Here is a 15,783-nt window from a genome sequence, read left to right on the forward strand (position 1 = left end):
CCAGTCTCGTACGCCGCTGCCTCACGCGGTCCGGTGGTCCCGCTCCGTCACGTCCGCCGGGCCCGATCCCTCATGCCCTACCGGTCCCGCTCGCAGACGAAGATCGCAGTCCCGGGGATGAGGTGGCCGCGCAGGGGGGACCAGCCGCCCCACTCCTGGTGGTTCCACTCCGGCCACTCCGGTTCGACCAGGTCGACCAGGCGGAAGCCGCCCGCCACCACGTCCCGGACCCGGTCGCCGAGCGTCCTGTGGTGCTCGACGTACACCGCGTCGCCCTGCTCGTCCTGCTCGACGTACGGCACGCGGTCGAAGTAGGAGGCGGCGACCGAGAGCCCTTCGGGGCCCGGCTCGTCGGGGAACGCCCAGCGGATCGGGTGGGTCACCGAGAAGACCCAGCGGCCCCCGGGGCGCAGCACCCGGCGCACCTCGCGGAACACCTGCACGGGGTCCGCGACGAAGGGCACCGCGCCGTAGGCGGAGCAGGCCAGGTCGAAGGAGGCGTCGCGGAACGGCAGCCTGCCCGCGTCCGCCTCCACCAGGGGGACGCCGTCGCCGATCCGCAGCGCGTGCTGGAGCTGGCGGTGGGAGAGGTCCAGGGCCACCGGGCGGGCGCCCTGCGCGGCCAGCCAGCGTGAGCACTGGGCGGCGCCGGCGCCGATCTCCAGGACGTCCCGGCCCTTCAGGGCGGACGCGGGGCCCAGCAGGGCTGCGTCCGCCTCGTCCAGGCCCTCGGGGCCCCAGACGAAGCGGTCGTCCCCCAGGAAGGCCCCGTGGTCGCTCTGGTACTCGTCGGCGTTCCGGTCCCACCAGCCGCGACTTGCCCGGCTGCTCTCCGCTTCACCGGCCTGTCGGCGCGTCGCCTCTGGTTCGGAGTCGTAGGTCTCTTGGCTCATCGTGCCCGTCGCTGTAGTTTGCCTTTCACCCGCCGCACACGGTGTCCTCCCGCGTCGTACGGGTGAGTACGTCCGAATGCGCGCGACACACCGATGGGGCGATGTGGCCTCGGTGAACGTGAGTTGTGCCGGGATCGGGACGTTGCGTCCCGGGTGTGCGCCTTCGCGCATTGACCCTGTCCGGCTGCCCCCGTATGCTACAAGTTGCGCTGCGAGCCTGCGCGCTTCAGACCTAGCAGGCCGCGCTCGCGTCTGTTGCATGTCCCCTCGGTTGTCGAGGCGCCTTTCCGGTCAGGTTGGGTGCACTCCAGGCTGTCCGGCTTCTGCAGAGGCGATACGGGCTTTCGGCGTAGCAGTACCTACGACTCACTGTCCGTACCGGAGCCCTTTCCCACATGACGAGCAGCACCGAGACCACCGCCACCACTCCGCAGGTTGCGGTCAACGACATCGGCGACGCGGACGCGTTCCTCGCGGCGATCGACGCGACGATCAAGTACTTCAACGACGGCGACATCGTTGACGGCGTCATCGTCAAGGTTGACCGGGACGAGGTTCTCCTCGACATCGGTTACAAGACCGAAGGCGTCATCCCGAGCCGCGAGCTCTCGATCAAGCACGACGTCGACCCGAACGAGGTCGTCAAGGTCGGCGACGAGATCGAGGCCCTGGTCCTCCAGAAGGAGGACAAGGAAGGCCGCCTGATCCTCTCGAAGAAGCGCGCTCAGTACGAGCGTGCCTGGGGCACCATCGAGAAGATCAAGGAAGAAGACGGCATCGTCACCGGTACCGTCATCGAGGTCGTCAAGGGTGGTCTCATCCTCGACATCGGCCTCCGTGGCTTCCTGCCGGCGTCCCTCGTCGAGATGCGTCGTGTCCGCGACCTCCAGCCCTACGTGGGCAAGGAGCTCGAGGCCAAGATCATCGAGCTGGACAAGAACCGCAACAACGTGGTCCTGTCCCGCCGCGCCTGGCTCGAGCAGACCCAGTCCGAGGTGCGCCAGACGTTCCTCACGACCCTGCAGAAGGGTCAGGTCCGCTCCGGCGTCGTCTCCTCGATCGTCAACTTCGGTGCCTTCGTGGACCTGGGTGGCGTCGACGGTCTCGTGCACGTCTCCGAGCTGTCCTGGAAGCACATCGACCACCCCTCCGAGGTCGTCGAGGTCGGTCAGGAAGTCACCGTCGAGGTTCTCGACGTGGACATGGACCGCGAGCGTGTCTCCCTGTCGCTCAAGGCGACGCAGGAAGACCCGTGGCAGCAGTTCGCCCGTACGCACCAGATCGGGCAGGTCGTTCCCGGTAAGGTCACCAAGCTCGTTCCGTTCGGTGCGTTCGTGCGCGTCGACGAGGGCATCGAGGGTCTGGTCCACATCTCCGAGCTGGCCGAGCGCCACGTGGAGATCCCGGAGCAGGTCGTCCAGGTCAACGACGAGATCTTCGTCAAGGTCATCGACATCGACCTCGAGCGCCGCCGCATCAGCCTCTCGCTGAAGCAGGCCAACGAGGCCTTCGGTGGCGACCCGGCCTCGGTCGAGTTCGACCCGACCCTGTACGGCATGGCCGCGTCGTACGACGACCAGGGCAACTACATCTACCCCGAGGGCTTCGACCCCGAGACCAACGACTGGCTCGAGGGCTTCGAGGCGCAGCGCGAGGTCTGGGAGACCCAGTACGCCGAGGCGCAGACGCGCTTCGAGCAGCACCAGGCCCAGGTCATCAAGTCCCGCGAGGCCGACGAGGCCGCTGCGGCCGAGGGCGCGGCTGCCCCGGCCGGCAGTGCCCCGGCTGCCTCCGGCGGTAGCGGTGGCGGCGGCGGCGGCTCCTACTCCTCGGAGTCGGCGGACAACGCCGGCGCCCTGGCGTCGGACGAGGCCCTGGCCGCCCTGCGCGAGAAGCTGGCCGGCGGCCAGAGCTGACGCTCTGATCCCGGTCGCTCATCGGCTGCGGTAGCTGTAGAGCTGTGAGTGAGGCCCGCCCCTTCGAGGGGCGGGCCTCACTCGCGTTTCCGGAGCCCTCGACCGGGGCCGGGCCCCGGATGTCAGACGTGAACACGGGCTTCAGGCGTGGCGTGGGCGTCGCGCGTGCCCCGGGCGTCAGGCGTGTCCAGGGCGTCGGGTGTGTCCAGAGGTGTCAGGCCCGACCCGGGCGTCACGTCCGCGCCCCGGGTTCGGTGGCTCAGGGCGTCACCGCGATGTTCGTCAGGCCTCTGCCGCCCGTGACCGTGTTGCTGCTGTGGACGGTGGTGCGGCAGCCGGTGCTCTGGTTGGTGACGTTCACGGCGAGCTGTCTGTCCCCGGTGGCGCCGGTCAGGTCCGAGGCGTTGCCACGGAAGACGGTCCCGCAGCCCCAGCCGCTCTGCTGGGTGTGCGTCTCGTAGCCGTTGTTGCTCGTACGGAAGCCCTTGTTGTTCTCGACCAGGACGTCGTTGCCCTTCACGTCGACCCAGGAGTCGTCGTAGTTGGCGCCGGTCAGCCCGCCGCCGTCGAAGGTGTTGCCGATGATCCGCGCTCCGGTGGTGCCTTCCTTGATGTCGATGTTCTCGCCGCCCACGCCCGGACCGATCGTGTTGCCCAGTATGCGGATCCGGTCGCTCCGGTCGGAGAGGTCGCCCGCCGAACCGACGTACACGCCCTCGCCCATGCCGCGTCCGTCGTGGCCGGTGTCGTGGATCCGGGAGTTCCTGATGACCCCGTCCGTGCTGGATCTGCGGAAGTGGACGCCTTCCATGTCGAGGTCGTGGACGGTCACCGAGTCGATGACCACGCCTTTCGCGGCGTCCGCCATGATCCCCTTCTGCCCGCCGGTGACGGTGATGCCGTACACGGTCCAGTAGGACGCGCCGTTGAGGTGCAGGCCGTAGCCGCCGCCCGCGGTGAGGACCGCCCTGTCGGACCCGGTGACGGTGATCCGGGCGGCGGCGGTGGCGGGGGCCGTCGCCTTGAAGTTGCCGGTGTACGTGCCGTCCGCGAGCCGGATCGTGTCGCCGGGGGCGGCGGCGGTGAGTGCCGCCTTGAGCTGGGCGGCGGTGGTCACGTCGATGACCGTCGCGGCCTGTGCTCCGCCGGCCGTGGCGAGGGCCAGGCCACCGGTGGCGAGCACGGTGGCCAGCAGGGCGGGGAGCGGCGTGCGGGTGCGCATGGGGTGCCTTCCCGTCGAAGGGGCCAGGGATTCGTAGGCGTTTCCGTACGTGCATGCGGGGGGAGCCCTGGGAGTCCTGCCGGGTGACGCTAGGGGTGGGTGATGAGCATGTCAAGGTCTGGACCATTACCCCGGGCGAGGGGGTGAACAGGGAAGGCCGCAGGGGCGTCTGACGGTCCGTAACACGCACCCGAGGACGTGGGTCGTCCGTCCGGGCCGCGAAATGTGAGGTGGCCGGGAATGCCGGTGCCGAACGGGGTGTTCTTGTCCAGGAACACGAGGAGGAGCGGTAACCGTGCCTGATCCGCAGAGTTTGTACGAATGGGAGCCGAAGGGCCTGGCCGTCGTCGACATGGCGCTCGCCCAGGAGTCGGCCGGCCTGGTCATGCTCTACCACTTCGACGGATACATCGACGCGGGCGAGACCGGCGAGCAGATCGTCGACGGCCTGCTCGAGACGCTGCCGCACCAGATCGTGGCCCGCTTCGACCACGACCGGCTGGTCGACTACCGCGCCAGGCGCCCGCTGCTGACCTTCCGGCGTGACCGCTGGACGGCGTTCGAGGCGCCGACGCTGGACGTCCGGGTGGTGCAGGACGCCACGGGCGCACCCTTCCTGCTCCTGTCCGGGCCCGAACCGGACGTGGAATGGGAGAGGTTCGCCGCCGCCGTCGAACAGATCGTGGAGCGGCTCGGTGTGCGCCTCGCGGTCAACTTCCACGGCATCCCGATGGGCGTCCCGCACACCCGCCCGGTCGGCATCACCCCGCACGGCAACCGCACCGACCTCATGCCGGGACACCGCAGCCCGTTCGACGAGGCGCAGGTCCCCGGCTCCGCCGAGGCGCTCGTCGAGTACCGGCTGATGGAATCCGGCCATGACGTCCTCGGTGTCGCGGCCCACGTGCCGCACTACGTGGCCCGGTCCTCGTACCCGGACGCGGCCCTCACCGCCCTGGAGGCGATCACGGCCGCCACCGGCCTGGTCCTGCCGAGCGTCGCGCACACGCTGCGCACCGAGGCGCACCGCACCCAGACCGAGATCGACCGGCAGATCGGGCAGGGCGACGAGGAGCTCGTATCACTCGTCGAAGGGCTGGAGCACCAGTACGACGCGATCGCGGGCTCCGAGACCCGGGGCAATCTCGTCGCGGAACCCGTCGACCTTCCCTCGGCCGACGAGATCGGCCTCGAATTCGAACGCTTCCTCGCCGAACGCGAAGGCGATTCCTGAGGGTGATTGCCGAGGGGCGGGACGGCCGCCGGGCCGGAGGCTAGGCTCGGCGCATGCTGAAAGTGGGCCTGACCGGCGGGATCGGCGCCGGCAAGAGCGAAGTGTCGCGGCTGCTCGTGAGCTACGGGGCCGTCCTGGTCGACGCCGACCGGATCGCGCGCGAGGTCGTCGAGCCCGGGACACCGGGGCTCGCGTCCGTCGTCGAGACCTTCGGCCCCGGCATCCTGGCGGCCGACGGCACGCTGGACCGGCCCGCGCTGGGCGCGATCGTCTTCGCCGACCCCGCACGCCTGGCCGCCCTCAACGCCCTGGTCCATCCGCTCGTCGGTGCCCGGTCCGCCGAACTGGAACGGGCCGCCGCACCCGACGCGGTGGTCGTCCACGACGTCCCGCTCCTCACCGAGAACGGTCTCGCCCCGCTCTACGACCTGGTCGTCGTCGTGGACGCGACCCCGGAGACGCAGCTCGACCGGCTCGTACGGCTGCGGGGCATGACCGAGTCCGACGCCCGCGCCCGGATGGCCGCGCAGGCCACCCGCGCGGAGCGGCTGGCCGTGGCCGATCTGGTCGTCGACAACGACGGACCGCTGGAGGACCTGGAACCCCAGGTCCGCAAGCTCTGGTCGGAGCTGACCGCGCGGGCAGCCGCCGCGGGCTGAGGTGCTGCCCGGCCCGCGACGTATGAGCCGCGACCGACCGCCCTGGTCACCGGCCTTCCGGCCTGCGACTGTTCTGCCCGGCCCCGGACCGTACGGGCCGTCACCGGTGGAGCACCGCGCGGTTGCCACGTACCGAGGTGGTGCCGCGCCCGGAATACCGGACGGTGGCCGGACGTTGAAGTGCGGAGCGCGAAGGGAAGGATGTGACCGTGCCCGAAAGGAACCCGGAGACGCACGTGATCGACTTCCGGGCGGCGGAGCAGTTGCTCGCCGCGCGGGATCCGAGGGGTGCCGTCAAGCTGCTCGACTCGGTGATAGCCGCCCACCCGGAGAACACGGCAGCCCGGCTGCTGCGCGCCCGGGCCTTCTTCGCCGCAGCCCAACTTCGCCCGGCCGAACTCGAATTCGAGCTGGTCCTGGAGCGCGAGCCGGACAACGCCTTCGCCCACTTCGCGCTGGCCCGCACCTTCGAACGCGCCGGCCGGCCCGAACAGGCCACCCGTCACTTCCGGCTGGCCGCGGCGCTCGACCCCAATCCGGAGTACCTGCGGGCAGCCCGCTTCGACGACCGCTCCTGACCTCTGCCCGGTCAACAACCGCAGCGCACACCGGCCCGCAGGGGATTCCGTCAGTCCCCCGGCCGGTCCGGCGTGCCCCGGTCGGGTTCGTACGGCGGGACGTCGCGCCCCGGCTGGAAGTGCGGGCCCTGGCGGATGCGGCGGACGACGACGCAGAAGTCCGTCAGCGAGACCGCGAACAACAGCCCACAGGCCGTCGCCCAGCCGACGCGTTCCGTCACCACGAAGGCCACCAGGCCGAACACGGCCCAGACCATGCCCCATAGACTCAGCCAGAGTCGCATCCGCAGGGGGCTGCGCGCAGTGGACGGTTCACTCCCGGTACGCATCCGCATCACCTCTCCTCCCAGCATGAACCCGCGGCGCGGCGCACGGAAACCCATACCGGACGACGGGGAGCGCGGCTGTGAACGTGACAGGTCAGGGGAACGCGGCATGGGGCGACAGCGTCGCCCGCGGGGCCCGGGTGCGCGGCGCCCTGCTGGGCGGCGCGATCGGGGACGCGCTCGGCAACCCGGTGGAGTTCCTCTCGCTCGACGGGATCCGCCGCACCCACGGGGAGCGGGGAGTGCGGGGGCCGGTCGAGGACGCGGACGGTGTCGTCGGGCGGGTCACGGACGACACCCAGATGACGCTCTTCACGGTCGAGGGGCTGATCAGGGCCCACGCCCGGGCCCGGTCCAAGGGAATCGGCGGCGCCGAGGCCGAGCTCGTACGCAACGCCTACCGGCGCTGGCTCGACACCCAGAACCACCCCTCCCCGCCGGTACGCGGCGGAGAGGACCCCGTACGGACCGGATGGCTCAGGCGGCAGCCCTGGCTGTACGCGCGCCGGGCGCCCGGCAACGCCTGCCTGACGGGGCTCGCGGTCGGCCACGTACCCGCCCACGGCACACCGTTCGGCGTACCCGGCCCGGTCAACCCGCAGTCCAAGGGCTGCGGCACGGTGATGCGGTCGGCGCCCTTCGGCCTGCTCGGCGAGGACGCCGCCACCGGCTTCGAACTGGCCGCCCGATGCGCGCAGATCACCCACGGCCACCCCACGGGGGCGTACGCGGCCGGGGCGCTCGCCGCGATCGTCACGCATCTGCTGGAGGGCGACTCCCCGGAAGGCGCCGTCCTGCGCGCCATGAACCTGCTGGCCCGCCACCACGGCCACGAGGAGACGACGGCCGCCCTGCGTGGCGCCGTCGACCTGGCCGCCCGGGGCGGTCCCACCGCGGAGCGGGTGGAGTCCCTGGGCGCGGGCTGGGTCGCCGAGGAGGCCCTCGCCATCGCCGTCTACTGCGCTCTCGTGCTGCCCGGCGCGGACGACGTGGACGAGGCCCTGTTGCTTTCCGTCAACCACTCGGGCGACAGCGACTCCACGGGCTCGGTCTGCGGCAATCTGCTCGGCGCACGCCACGGTGACGTACGGCTGCCGGCCTCGTGGCTGGCCCGTACCGAGGGCAGGTCCGTGATCGCCGAGCTCGCCGACGACCTGTGCCTGGAGATCGAGCAGCGGGTGGTGTGGCCGGACGGGCGCTACCCCGAGTGCTGAGGGAACACGTTCCGTCACATTCCCGGGAACGGTGCCGGACGCCCGTACGTTCTGCCGGTATGAGCGAACAAGTGACACGCCAGGGACACGAGGGGACGGGGCCGGGCTCCATCACGCCCGACGGCTGCGCGGTGGAGCTGTACGCGCGGCTGTCCCCCGGGAGCGAGCCGGACGTGATCGGAGCAGCCGTGCCCGACGGTGCGAGTCTGCTCGAACTGGGCTGCGGGGCGGGCCGGGTGACGCACTCCCTGGTAGCGCGGGGCCTCTCGGTGACCGCGGTGGACGAATCGCCACGGATGCTGGACCGCATCCGCGGCGCCCGCACCGTGCTGAGCCCGATCGAGTCGCTGGACCTCGGCGACGAGCGGTTCGACGCGGTCGTCCTCGGGTCGTTCCTGGTGCACACCAGCGATCACCGGGTCAGGGAAGGGCTGTTGCGGACCTGTCGTACGTACGTCAAGGACGACGGGGTCGTGCTCATCCAGCGTGAGGGCGCCGACTACCACTCCGACCTTCCCCGGGAGCGTGAGGACCCGGCGGCGGGTTGCACCATACGGATGGTCTCGGCGGAGCCCGTCGGCGACGGGGTCGACGAGGTGCGCGCCGAGTACGTCTTCCGGGACGCGCGGTGGACCCAGACCTTCCGGTCGCGGCAGCTCTCCGTGGAGCAGTTCGAGGCCCATCTGGAAGCGGCCGGGCTCCGCGTCGAGCGCTATCTCACCGACGACGGCGTCTGGGTGGAGGCCCGGCCCGTACAGCCCTGAGAAAAGGCGAATCGGTGGCCGGGGGACGCGATGAGTTCCCGTTCCCGGTGCGGTCTACCTCCATGAAAGCGCCGAGGAGGCGAAGCGGCCCGAGCCGCTTCCCGCCCGCACTGGCGCGTCCTCATGACGACCTCCGAGGAGACCTCCATGCCCGAAGTCACCGCTGCCGCCGTCTCTCCCGCCGCGACCGCGCCTGCCGCGACCGCACCCGTCACCGCACCGCGACGCGGCCGGCGCGTCGCCCTGACCACGGCCCGTGTCGTCCTCGCGCTGTTCTTCGGATTCAGCGCGGTGGCCAAGATCACCGCCCACGAGTCCGCCGTGGAGTCCTTCGACCGGATGGGCTGGAGCAGCGGGGCGATGTATGTGATCGGCGGGTTGGAGATGGCCGGCGCCGTGGCCCTGCTGATACCGCTGCTGGCCGGTGTGGCGGCGATGGCCTTCGCCGGGCTGCTGGCCGGTGCGTCGATCGTCCAGCTGACCCTGTTGGACCCGCCGAACGCGGTCATGCCCGCCCTGCTCATCGTCGTGGTCGTGCTGATCGCCCGGGACCGCGGGGAGCGGACCGCGGAGCTGTTCGCGCTGCTCCGCGGCCGGACAGGTGCGCGGCGCGACGGTCAGTGAACGAAGCTGTAGCTGCGCCAGGGCAGGCTCCGCGGGGGGTTGACGTCGGTGACCGTGGTCGGCACGTAGGTGGTGCCGCGTCCGGAGCAGTCGCGGGTGCGGTAAAGGATCATGTCGATCAGCGTCCGGTTGGCGACCTCCTGCGCACCCGCGGGTGCCATGCGGTGGCATCCCTTCACCGACGGGCTGTTCACGCTGACGACCCGGTCGCGTTCGGTGGTGTAGGTGACCGGCCCGACGGCGGTGCGTCCAAGGCCGGAGCATCCGGTCGCGGCGAGGGCGAGCAGGGCCGCCCCGGCGGCGATGCCGACGCGGCGGCGGAGATCGGTGGGGGTCGCGGTGACGGACATGGGCGGGTCCTCGTCTGCTCGTCCGGCTCATCGGTACGTCACAGGGACGTGCTGGCGCTGGCCACCCTGCCCGCTCCCCGTGGGCCCGGCACCCGGTGCGCGGCCGGTCGGGGCCACCGGCACCCGGACAGGGGTTCGACGGGTGCTGATACCGGGCATATCGTGGTAATAGGGCGCGACGGTAGGCGCTCTCGGACTCTGGGGGCCGTGATGGTCGAGGAGCTGGTGATCGCAGCGGTGGCGGTGGCGTCGGGCTGCGCGGTGTACGCGACGGCTGCGGCCCGGGTGGTCAAACAGTACGAGCGAGGCGTCGTGCTCCGCCTCGGAAGGCTTCACGACCAGGTGCGGCCCCCCGGCTTCACCATGATCGTTCCTGGCGTCGACAGGCTCCGCAAGGTGAACATGCAGATCGTGACGATGCCCGTGCCCGCGCAGGACGGGATCACACGGGACAACGTCACGGTGCGCGTGGACGCGGTCATCTACTTCAAGGTCGTGGACCCGGCGAGCGCGGTGATCCAGGTGGAGGACTACCGGTTCGCCGTCTCGCAGATGGCCCAGACCTCTCTGCGGTCGATCATCGGAAAGAGTGACCTGGACGACCTCCTCTCGAACAGGGAGAAGCTGAACCAGGGCCTGGAGCTGATGATCGACAGTCCGGCCGTCGGCTGGGGTGTGCAGATCGACCGGGTGGAGATCAAGGACGTGTCGCTTCCGGAGACCATGAAGCGCTCCATGGCCCGGCAGGCCGAGGCCGACCGGGAGCGGCGCGCGAGGGTCATCAACGCCGACGCCGAACTGCAGGCGTCCAAGAAGCTGGCCCAGGCGGCCCAGGAGATGTCCAGCCAGCCGGCGGCGCTGCAGCTGCGACTGCTGCAGACGGTGGTCGCGGTCGCTGCCGAGAAGAACTCCACCCTGGTCCTGCCGTTCCCCGTCGAGCTCCTCCGCTTCCTGGAGCGCGCCCAGCAGGACCGGCCGCCCCAGGTTCCGGACGAGACACGGCCGTCGCAGGGCGCACCCGGGCAGCCCGCGCGGATGGAGAAGCCCCCGTCGAAGGAGCAGCCGCCACGTGCCGCCTCCTCCCCTTACCGCCCCCCGCCGTACGAAGGTGATCGGACCGAGCCGCAGCCGCAATCCGTACACGAGCCCGAGCGGCCCTCCAGCGGCGCGCACGCCGAGCCGCTCACCCCTCACTGACCCGTCCCGAGACTGTCCTCCGCCCGCCCTGACCTGTGGAAACACCTGGCCGGGGCGGGCCTTGTCGTACCTCCCGCCTAGACTCACGAAGACAGGGATCGCAAGGGATCCACCAGTGGGCGCAGGCGGAAGGGGGCGGGGACGGACATGGCGCAGCAGACACAGGACGCGGCCGTCGACCGGCTGCTGCGGTGCGCCGCGGTGTTCCTGCCCGCCGCGTTGCCCCGGGACGGCCGGATCGCCTTCTGGGCTCCCGAGGGGACCGCTGACATCACGGGCGCCGACGGTCCGTTCCCCGAGGAGCGGGCGGCCGGTCCGGGGGAGCTCGCGTACACGGTCACGGAGCTGACGGTCGTCGGCCGGCACGGCGCGCACGGTGCCCGCCGCCGCACGGTGCCCGCCGTGCTGCTGCCCGTCGCCGAGGCGGTGCCCCTGCTCGCCCGTGCCCGGCACCGCACCGTCGCCCACCCCGCCGCCCGCGCCTGGGGCGCCGCGGCCCTCCACGCACTCACCCTGGTGGCGCGCGGCAGACTCCTGCCCGGCCTGACGGCCGACGACCACGACGCCTGGCGGGCCGGACCCCGTGACGCCGAGGACGTCGCCCATCTGCGGGCCGTCGCCGCCGCCATGCCGCCCGAGGGGCACGCGGTCCCGCTGGACGGCACACCCCTGCGGGTCCCCGAGCCCCAGGCGCTGCTCGGAGCGTTCCTCGACGCCGTAGCCGACACCCTGCCCCGGACACCGGCGGCGGCCCACGCGATGGGGGCGCCGTTCGCCGCCCGCGAGGCACAACAGCTGACCGACGCCCGTGCCTGGGCCGTCGAGGTGGCCGCCGGACTCGACGCGGGAGTGCGCGTCTCCCTGCGCCTCGACCTGTCCGCGTACGAACTGTTCGACACCACAGACACCACAGGCACTGCGGGCGCTGCGGGCACCCCAGGCACCACGGGCACCACGGGCACCACAGACTTCTCAGACACCGCGAACACCGGAGACAGCCCGGACACCCCGGCCGCCCGGCACGCCGCCGCTGCCGTCACCCAGGTGCACAGCCTCGCCGACCCCACCTACGTCACCGACGCGGCCACGCTGTGGAGCGGCGGGGCGGGGGAGCCGTTCGGACCGAGGGCCAGGATCGACGCGGTGCTGGCGCTGCGGCGCGCGGCCAGGGTCTGGCCCCCGCTGGAGCGGCTGCTCGACCAGCCCGTCCCGGACGTCCTCGCGCTCACCGAGGACGAGCTGTACGAGCTGATCGGCGACGCCGGGGTGCGTCTGGCCGCGGCGGGCGTAGCGGTGCACTGGCCCCGCGAGCTCGCCCGCTCGCTCACCGCAGCGGCCGTCGTCCGGACCGCGCCGGGCTCGGCCACCGACGGCACCTCGTTCTTCGACGCCGAGCACCTCTTCGCGTTCAACTGGCAGCTGTCCCTGGGCGACGAACGGCTCACCGAGGCGGAGATGGACACGCTGGCCGAGGCCCACCGTCCGGTGGTGCGGCTGCGTGACCAGTGGGTGGTCGTGGACCCGGCGCTCGTACGGAAGGCGCGCAAGCGGGAGCTCGGTCTGCTGGACCCCGTGGACGCGCTCGCCGTCGCCCTGACGGGCAGCGCCGAGGTCGACGGCGAGCAGGTCGACGCCGTACCGGTCGGAGCCCTCGCCGCGCTCCGCGCGCGCATCCTGGACGAGGACGCCACTCTCCCGCCGCCGCCCGGCCTCGACGCCACCCTGCGTGACTACCAGCTGCGGGGCCTGGCCTGGCTGGACCGGATGACCTCGCTCGGCCTCGGCGGCTGCCTCGCCGACGACATGGGCCTGGGCAAGACCATCACCGTCATCGCGCTCCATCTGCACCGCGCGCACACCGCCCCCACCCTGGTGATCTGCCCCGCATCCCTCCTGGGCAACTGGCACCGCGAGATCAACCGCTTCGCGCCCGGCGTCCCCGTGCGCCGCTTCCACGGCACCGACCGGACCCTCACCGACCCGGACGGCGGCTTCGTCCTCACGACCTACGGCACGATGCGGTCCAGCGCGGACCGGCTCGCCGAGCACACCTGGGGACTCGTCGTCGCCGACGAGGCCCAGCACGTGAAGAATCCGCACTCCTCCACGGCCAAGGCGCTGCGTACCATCCCCGCCCCGGCCCGTGTCGCCCTGACGGGCACCCCCGTCGAGAACAACCTCTCGGAGCTCTGGGCCCTGCTCGACTGGACCACCCCCGGGCTGCTCGGCCCGCTCAAGGCGTTCCGCTCCCGGCACGCCCGGATCGTCGAGAACACCGGCACCGCGGCGGGACTGGGCAACGAGGAAGCGGTGGAGCGGCTCTCCCGGCTGGTCCGCCCCTTCCTGCTGCGGCGCAAGAAGTCCGACCCGGGCATCGCGCCGGAGCTGCCGCCCAAGACGGAGACCGACCACCCCGTCTTCCTCACCCGCGAGCAGGCCACGCTCTACGAGGCGGCCGTCCGCGAGACGATGGCGTTCATCGAGCAGTCGGAAGGCATCGCCCGACGCGGGCTGATCATGAAGCTGCTCGGTTCGCTCAAGCAGATCTGCAACCACCCCGCGCAGTACCTCAAGGAGGAGCCGACCCGGCTCCCCGGACGCTCGGGAAAGCTCGCCCTGCTCGACGAGCTCCTCGACTCGATCCTCTCCGAGGGCAGCTCCGTCCTGATCTTCACCCAGTACGTCTCGATGGCCCGCCTCCTCTCCGCCCACCTGGCCTCCCGCGCCATCCCCTCCCAACTGCTGCACGGTGGTACGCCGGTGCCCGAGCGGGAGCGGATGGTGGACCGCTTCCAGTCCGCCGAGGTCCCCGTCTTCCTGCTCTCCCTCAAGGCGGCCGGCACCGGACTGAACCTCACCCGGGCCGCCCACGTCATCCACTACGACCGCTGGTGGAACCCGGCGGTCGAGGAGCAGGCCACCGACCGCGCGTACCGCATCGGCCAGACCCAGCCCGTGCAGGTGCACCGGCTGATCGCGGAGGGCACCGTCGAGGACCGGATCAGCGAACTGCTGGAATCCAAGAGGGTCCTCGCCGACGCGGTGCTCGGTTCGGGCGAGGCCGCCCTGACCGAGCTCAGCGACCGCGACCTGGCCGACCTCGTCTCGCTCCGGAGGACGGAATGAGCCCCGTCGGTCCCCGGCCCGCGGCCCGCCCCGGCCCCGACGACCTGCGGCGCACCTTCGAGGCCGTGCCCGCCCGCCCCGGACACGCCGACGGCCCCTTCGCGGACAGCTGGTGGGGCAGGGCCTGGGTGGACGCACTGGAGTCCCTGTCGATGGACGAGGGACGACTCGCCCGCGGCCGTACGTACGCGGACGGCGGGCACGTCGCCGCGATCACCGTGACCCCCGGCCGGGTCATCGCGTACGTCCACGGCAGCCGCCCCCGCCCGTACCGCGCGGAGCTGCGCCTGCGTACGTTCTCGGCCTCCGACTGGGACACCTTCCTGGACGCCGCCGCGGCCCGGCCCGGGCATCTGTCCGCCCTGCTCGACAAGGAGATGCCGCACTCACTGGTCGACACGGCGGGGGAGACCGGCATCCGGCTGCTTCCCGCCGCCGGCGACCTCGACCCCGACTGCTCCTGCCCGGACCGCGGCTGGCCCTGCAAACACGTGGCGGCGCTCTGCTTCCAGACGGCCCGGCTCCTGGACAGCGACCCGTTCGTCCTCCTGCTGATGCGCGGCCGGGGCGAGCGTGAACTCCTCGACGAGCTCGGCCGCCGCAACGCCGAGCACTCCGCCCGCGAGCGGCCCGCCGTCCCCGCCATGCCCTCGGTCCCGGCGGGCGAGGCCCTGGCCGACCGCTTCCTGCCCCCGCTCCCCGCACCACTGCCCGTGCCCCCGCATCCCGGCCAGCCACCCTCCTACCCGGACCTGCCCGGCGCCCGCGACCCGCTGTCCCTGGACCACCTCGCCTCGGACGCGGCGGCCCGCGCCCACGCGATCCTGACCACCGGGGACGACCCGCTCGCCGGACTCAGCACCTGGCAGGACGCGGTGCGCATCGCCGCGTCCCGGCCCACCGCCGGGCTCACGGCCACCACCCGGGCCCTCTACCGCGAGCTGGCCTTCGCCACCGGCCGCAGCACCACCGACCTGGCACGCGCCGTCGCCGCCTGGCGCCAGGGTGGCGCGGAGGGCCTCTCCGTCCTGGAAAGCCCGTGGGACCCGCCGGCCGGGCCGTTCGACCGGGCACGCCCCGCCCTGGCCGCGGCCGACTTCCCGCGCTTCCAGCCCTGGCGCAACCGCCTGACCAACGCCGGGGGCACCCTCCAGCTCCGCTTCGGCCACGACGGCCGCTGGTACGGCTACGAATCCGACCCGGGCGCGGACGACTGGTGGCCCCGCGCCACCCCGGACACCGATCCGGTGGGCGCGCTCACCGCACTGCGCGGCTGACCAGCCATCAGCTCTGCGCGTAGTAGGCGAGCAGCCCGACGACCAGGAGCGCGCACAGGGGCAGCATCACCCAGCGGGCCTTGCGGAACGACTCGTTCTCCTGCTGGGACAGCCCGCGGTCGGCACCGTGGACGGTGGCCAGATGCTCCCCGGCCATGTCGACGAGCTTCCGAGTGGTCAGCAGCGAGGGAGACCAGTCGCAGTGCGCGCACACGAGGAAGTCGCGGTACGGGTCGTACCGGAAGTCGCGTTCGATGTTCACCGTGAAGACCCGGCCGTCCGGTCCGACGGCGGTGTAGTGGCGTATCGCCGCACCCATGAAACTGTCTCCCCTGCTCGGCTGTCGTACCCGTACCCGTACCCGTGCGCGTACCCGTACCCGTGCGCGTACCCGTACGCGTGC

Annotated in this window: 15 protein-coding genes; 10 read left to right on the forward strand and 5 right to left on the reverse strand. The window is 72.0% G+C overall.

From position 1 onward, the window contains the following. Window positions 1-77: 77 nt before the first annotated feature. Entirely contained in the window at window positions 78-893 is an 816-nt protein-coding gene (locus ACFWVP_RS30040) for a class I SAM-dependent methyltransferase (RefSeq protein WP_384501120.1), read from the reverse strand. 395 nt (window positions 894-1,288) lie between these two features. Between ACFWVP_RS30040 and rpsA the strand changes: the two genes are divergently transcribed. Continuing rightward, the gene (gene rpsA / locus ACFWVP_RS30045) at window positions 1,289-2,809 is read left to right on the forward strand and encodes a 30S ribosomal protein S1 (protein ID WP_384501121.1); all 1,521 of its coding nucleotides are present in this window, start codon (window positions 1,289-1,291) and stop codon (window positions 2,807-2,809) included. Between the two features lie 259 nt (window positions 2,810-3,068). Here the strand turns inward: rpsA and ACFWVP_RS30050 are convergent, their stop codons facing one another. After that, entirely contained in the window at window positions 3,069-4,031 is a 963-nt protein-coding gene (locus ACFWVP_RS30050) for a right-handed parallel beta-helix repeat-containing protein (RefSeq protein WP_384501122.1), read from the reverse strand. Window positions 4,032-4,326: 295 nt separating this feature from the next. Between ACFWVP_RS30050 and ACFWVP_RS30055 the strand changes: the two genes are divergently transcribed. The 3 genes from ACFWVP_RS30055 (at window position 4,327) to ACFWVP_RS30065 (ending at window position 6,502) form a co-directional block, all read left to right on the forward strand. Beyond that, on the forward strand, window positions 4,327-5,265 hold the full coding sequence (locus tag ACFWVP_RS30055; protein WP_384501123.1) for a PAC2 family protein: 939 nt from the start codon (window positions 4,327-4,329) through the stop codon (window positions 5,263-5,265). A gap of 53 nt (window positions 5,266-5,318) precedes the next feature. Continuing rightward, on the forward strand, window positions 5,319-5,924 hold the full coding sequence (gene coaE / locus ACFWVP_RS30060; RefSeq protein ID WP_384501124.1) for a dephospho-CoA kinase: 606 nt from the start codon (window positions 5,319-5,321) through the stop codon (window positions 5,922-5,924). A gap of 209 nt (window positions 5,925-6,133) precedes the next feature. Further along, entirely contained in the window at window positions 6,134-6,502 is a 369-nt protein-coding gene (locus ACFWVP_RS30065) for a tetratricopeptide repeat protein (protein WP_384501125.1), read from the forward strand. A 50-nt stretch (window positions 6,503-6,552) separates the two neighbouring features. Here the strand turns inward: ACFWVP_RS30065 and ACFWVP_RS30070 are convergent, their stop codons facing one another. Further along, window positions 6,553-6,855, reverse strand: coding sequence for a DUF6343 family protein (locus ACFWVP_RS30070; protein WP_384501126.1), 303 nt, complete (start codon window positions 6,853-6,855; stop codon window positions 6,553-6,555). Between the two features lie 59 nt (window positions 6,856-6,914). Here ACFWVP_RS30070 and ACFWVP_RS30075 point away from each other — a divergent pair, with 59 nt between their 5' ends. The 3 genes from ACFWVP_RS30075 to ACFWVP_RS30085 all read left to right on the forward strand — a co-directional run bounded on the left by ACFWVP_RS30075 (window position 6,915) and on the right by ACFWVP_RS30085 (window position 9,430). Beyond that, a complete protein-coding gene (locus tag ACFWVP_RS30075) occupies window positions 6,915-8,042 on the forward strand; it encodes an ADP-ribosylglycohydrolase family protein (protein WP_384501153.1) in 1,128 nt (375 codons plus the stop codon). 59 nt (window positions 8,043-8,101) lie between these two features. Continuing rightward, on the forward strand, window positions 8,102-8,806 hold the full coding sequence (locus tag ACFWVP_RS30080; protein WP_384501127.1) for a class I SAM-dependent methyltransferase: 705 nt from the start codon (window positions 8,102-8,104) through the stop codon (window positions 8,804-8,806). A 147-nt stretch (window positions 8,807-8,953) separates the two neighbouring features. Beyond that, the gene (locus tag ACFWVP_RS30085; protein ID WP_384501128.1) at window positions 8,954-9,430 is read left to right on the forward strand and encodes a DoxX family protein; all 477 of its coding nucleotides are present in this window, start codon (window positions 8,954-8,956) and stop codon (window positions 9,428-9,430) included. On the opposite strand, the gene ACFWVP_RS30090 is transcribed toward ACFWVP_RS30085, so the two are convergent. Beyond that, on the reverse strand, window positions 9,424-9,780 hold the full coding sequence (locus ACFWVP_RS30090; RefSeq protein ID WP_384501129.1) for a hypothetical protein: 357 nt from the start codon (window positions 9,778-9,780) through the stop codon (window positions 9,424-9,426). The genes ACFWVP_RS30085 and ACFWVP_RS30090 overlap by 7 nt on opposite strands. A 210-nt stretch (window positions 9,781-9,990) precedes the next feature. Between ACFWVP_RS30090 and ACFWVP_RS30095 the strand changes: the two genes are divergently transcribed. From ACFWVP_RS30095 to ACFWVP_RS30105, 3 genes are all read left to right on the forward strand, one after another. Next, complete coding sequence (locus ACFWVP_RS30095) at window positions 9,991-10,977, forward strand: SPFH domain-containing protein (RefSeq protein ID WP_384501154.1); 987 nt, start codon at window positions 9,991-9,993, stop codon at window positions 10,975-10,977. Between the two features lie 147 nt (window positions 10,978-11,124). Beyond that, the gene (locus ACFWVP_RS30100) at window positions 11,125-14,103 is read left to right on the forward strand and encodes an SNF2-related protein (RefSeq protein ID WP_384501130.1); all 2,979 of its coding nucleotides are present in this window, start codon (window positions 11,125-11,127) and stop codon (window positions 14,101-14,103) included. After that, on the forward strand, window positions 14,100-15,380 hold the full coding sequence (locus ACFWVP_RS30105) for an SWIM zinc finger family protein (protein WP_384501131.1): 1,281 nt from the start codon (window positions 14,100-14,102) through the stop codon (window positions 15,378-15,380). Before ACFWVP_RS30100 ends, ACFWVP_RS30105 begins: the two co-directional genes overlap by 4 nt. Window positions 15,381-15,387: 7 nt before the next feature. Here the strand turns inward: ACFWVP_RS30105 and ACFWVP_RS30110 are convergent, their stop codons facing one another. Continuing rightward, window positions 15,388-15,699, reverse strand: a complete 312-nt coding sequence (locus ACFWVP_RS30110) for a hypothetical protein (protein WP_384501132.1) — start codon at window positions 15,697-15,699, stop codon at window positions 15,388-15,390. Window positions 15,700-15,783: the final 84 nt, after the last annotated feature.

It is taken from the genome of Streptomyces sp. NPDC058637, from assembly GCF_042717325.1.
Taxonomy (GTDB): Bacteria; Actinomycetota; Actinomycetes; order Streptomycetales; family Streptomycetaceae; genus Streptomyces.

Coding starts and splice junctions, on each gene's coding strand:
- ACFWVP_RS30040 (WP_384501120.1), bottom strand. CDS start 893: ATGAGCCAAGAGACCTACGACTCCGAACCAGAGGCGACGCGCCGACAG.
- rpsA (WP_384501121.1), top strand. CDS start 1,289: ATGACGAGCAGCACCGAGACCACCGCCACCACTCCGCAGGTTGCGGTC.
- ACFWVP_RS30050 (WP_384501122.1), bottom strand. CDS start 4,031: ATGCGCACCCGCACGCCGCTCCCCGCCCTGCTGGCCACCGTGCTCGCC.
- coaE (WP_384501124.1), top strand. CDS start 5,319: ATGCTGAAAGTGGGCCTGACCGGCGGGATCGGCGCCGGCAAGAGCGAA.
- ACFWVP_RS30070 (WP_384501126.1), bottom strand. CDS start 6,855: ATGCTGGGAGGAGAGGTGATGCGGATGCGTACCGGGAGTGAACCGTCC.
- ACFWVP_RS30080 (WP_384501127.1), top strand. CDS start 8,102: ATGAGCGAACAAGTGACACGCCAGGGACACGAGGGGACGGGGCCGGGC.
- ACFWVP_RS30085 (WP_384501128.1), top strand. CDS start 8,954: ATGCCCGAAGTCACCGCTGCCGCCGTCTCTCCCGCCGCGACCGCGCCT.
- ACFWVP_RS30090 (WP_384501129.1), bottom strand. CDS start 9,780: ATGTCCGTCACCGCGACCCCCACCGATCTCCGCCGCCGCGTCGGCATC.
- ACFWVP_RS30095 (WP_384501154.1), top strand. CDS start 9,991: ATGGTCGAGGAGCTGGTGATCGCAGCGGTGGCGGTGGCGTCGGGCTGC.
- ACFWVP_RS30100 (WP_384501130.1), top strand. CDS start 11,125: ATGGCGCAGCAGACACAGGACGCGGCCGTCGACCGGCTGCTGCGGTGC.
- ACFWVP_RS30105 (WP_384501131.1), top strand. CDS start 14,100: ATGAGCCCCGTCGGTCCCCGGCCCGCGGCCCGCCCCGGCCCCGACGAC.
- ACFWVP_RS30110 (WP_384501132.1), bottom strand. CDS start 15,699: ATGGGTGCGGCGATACGCCACTACACCGCCGTCGGACCGGACGGCCGG.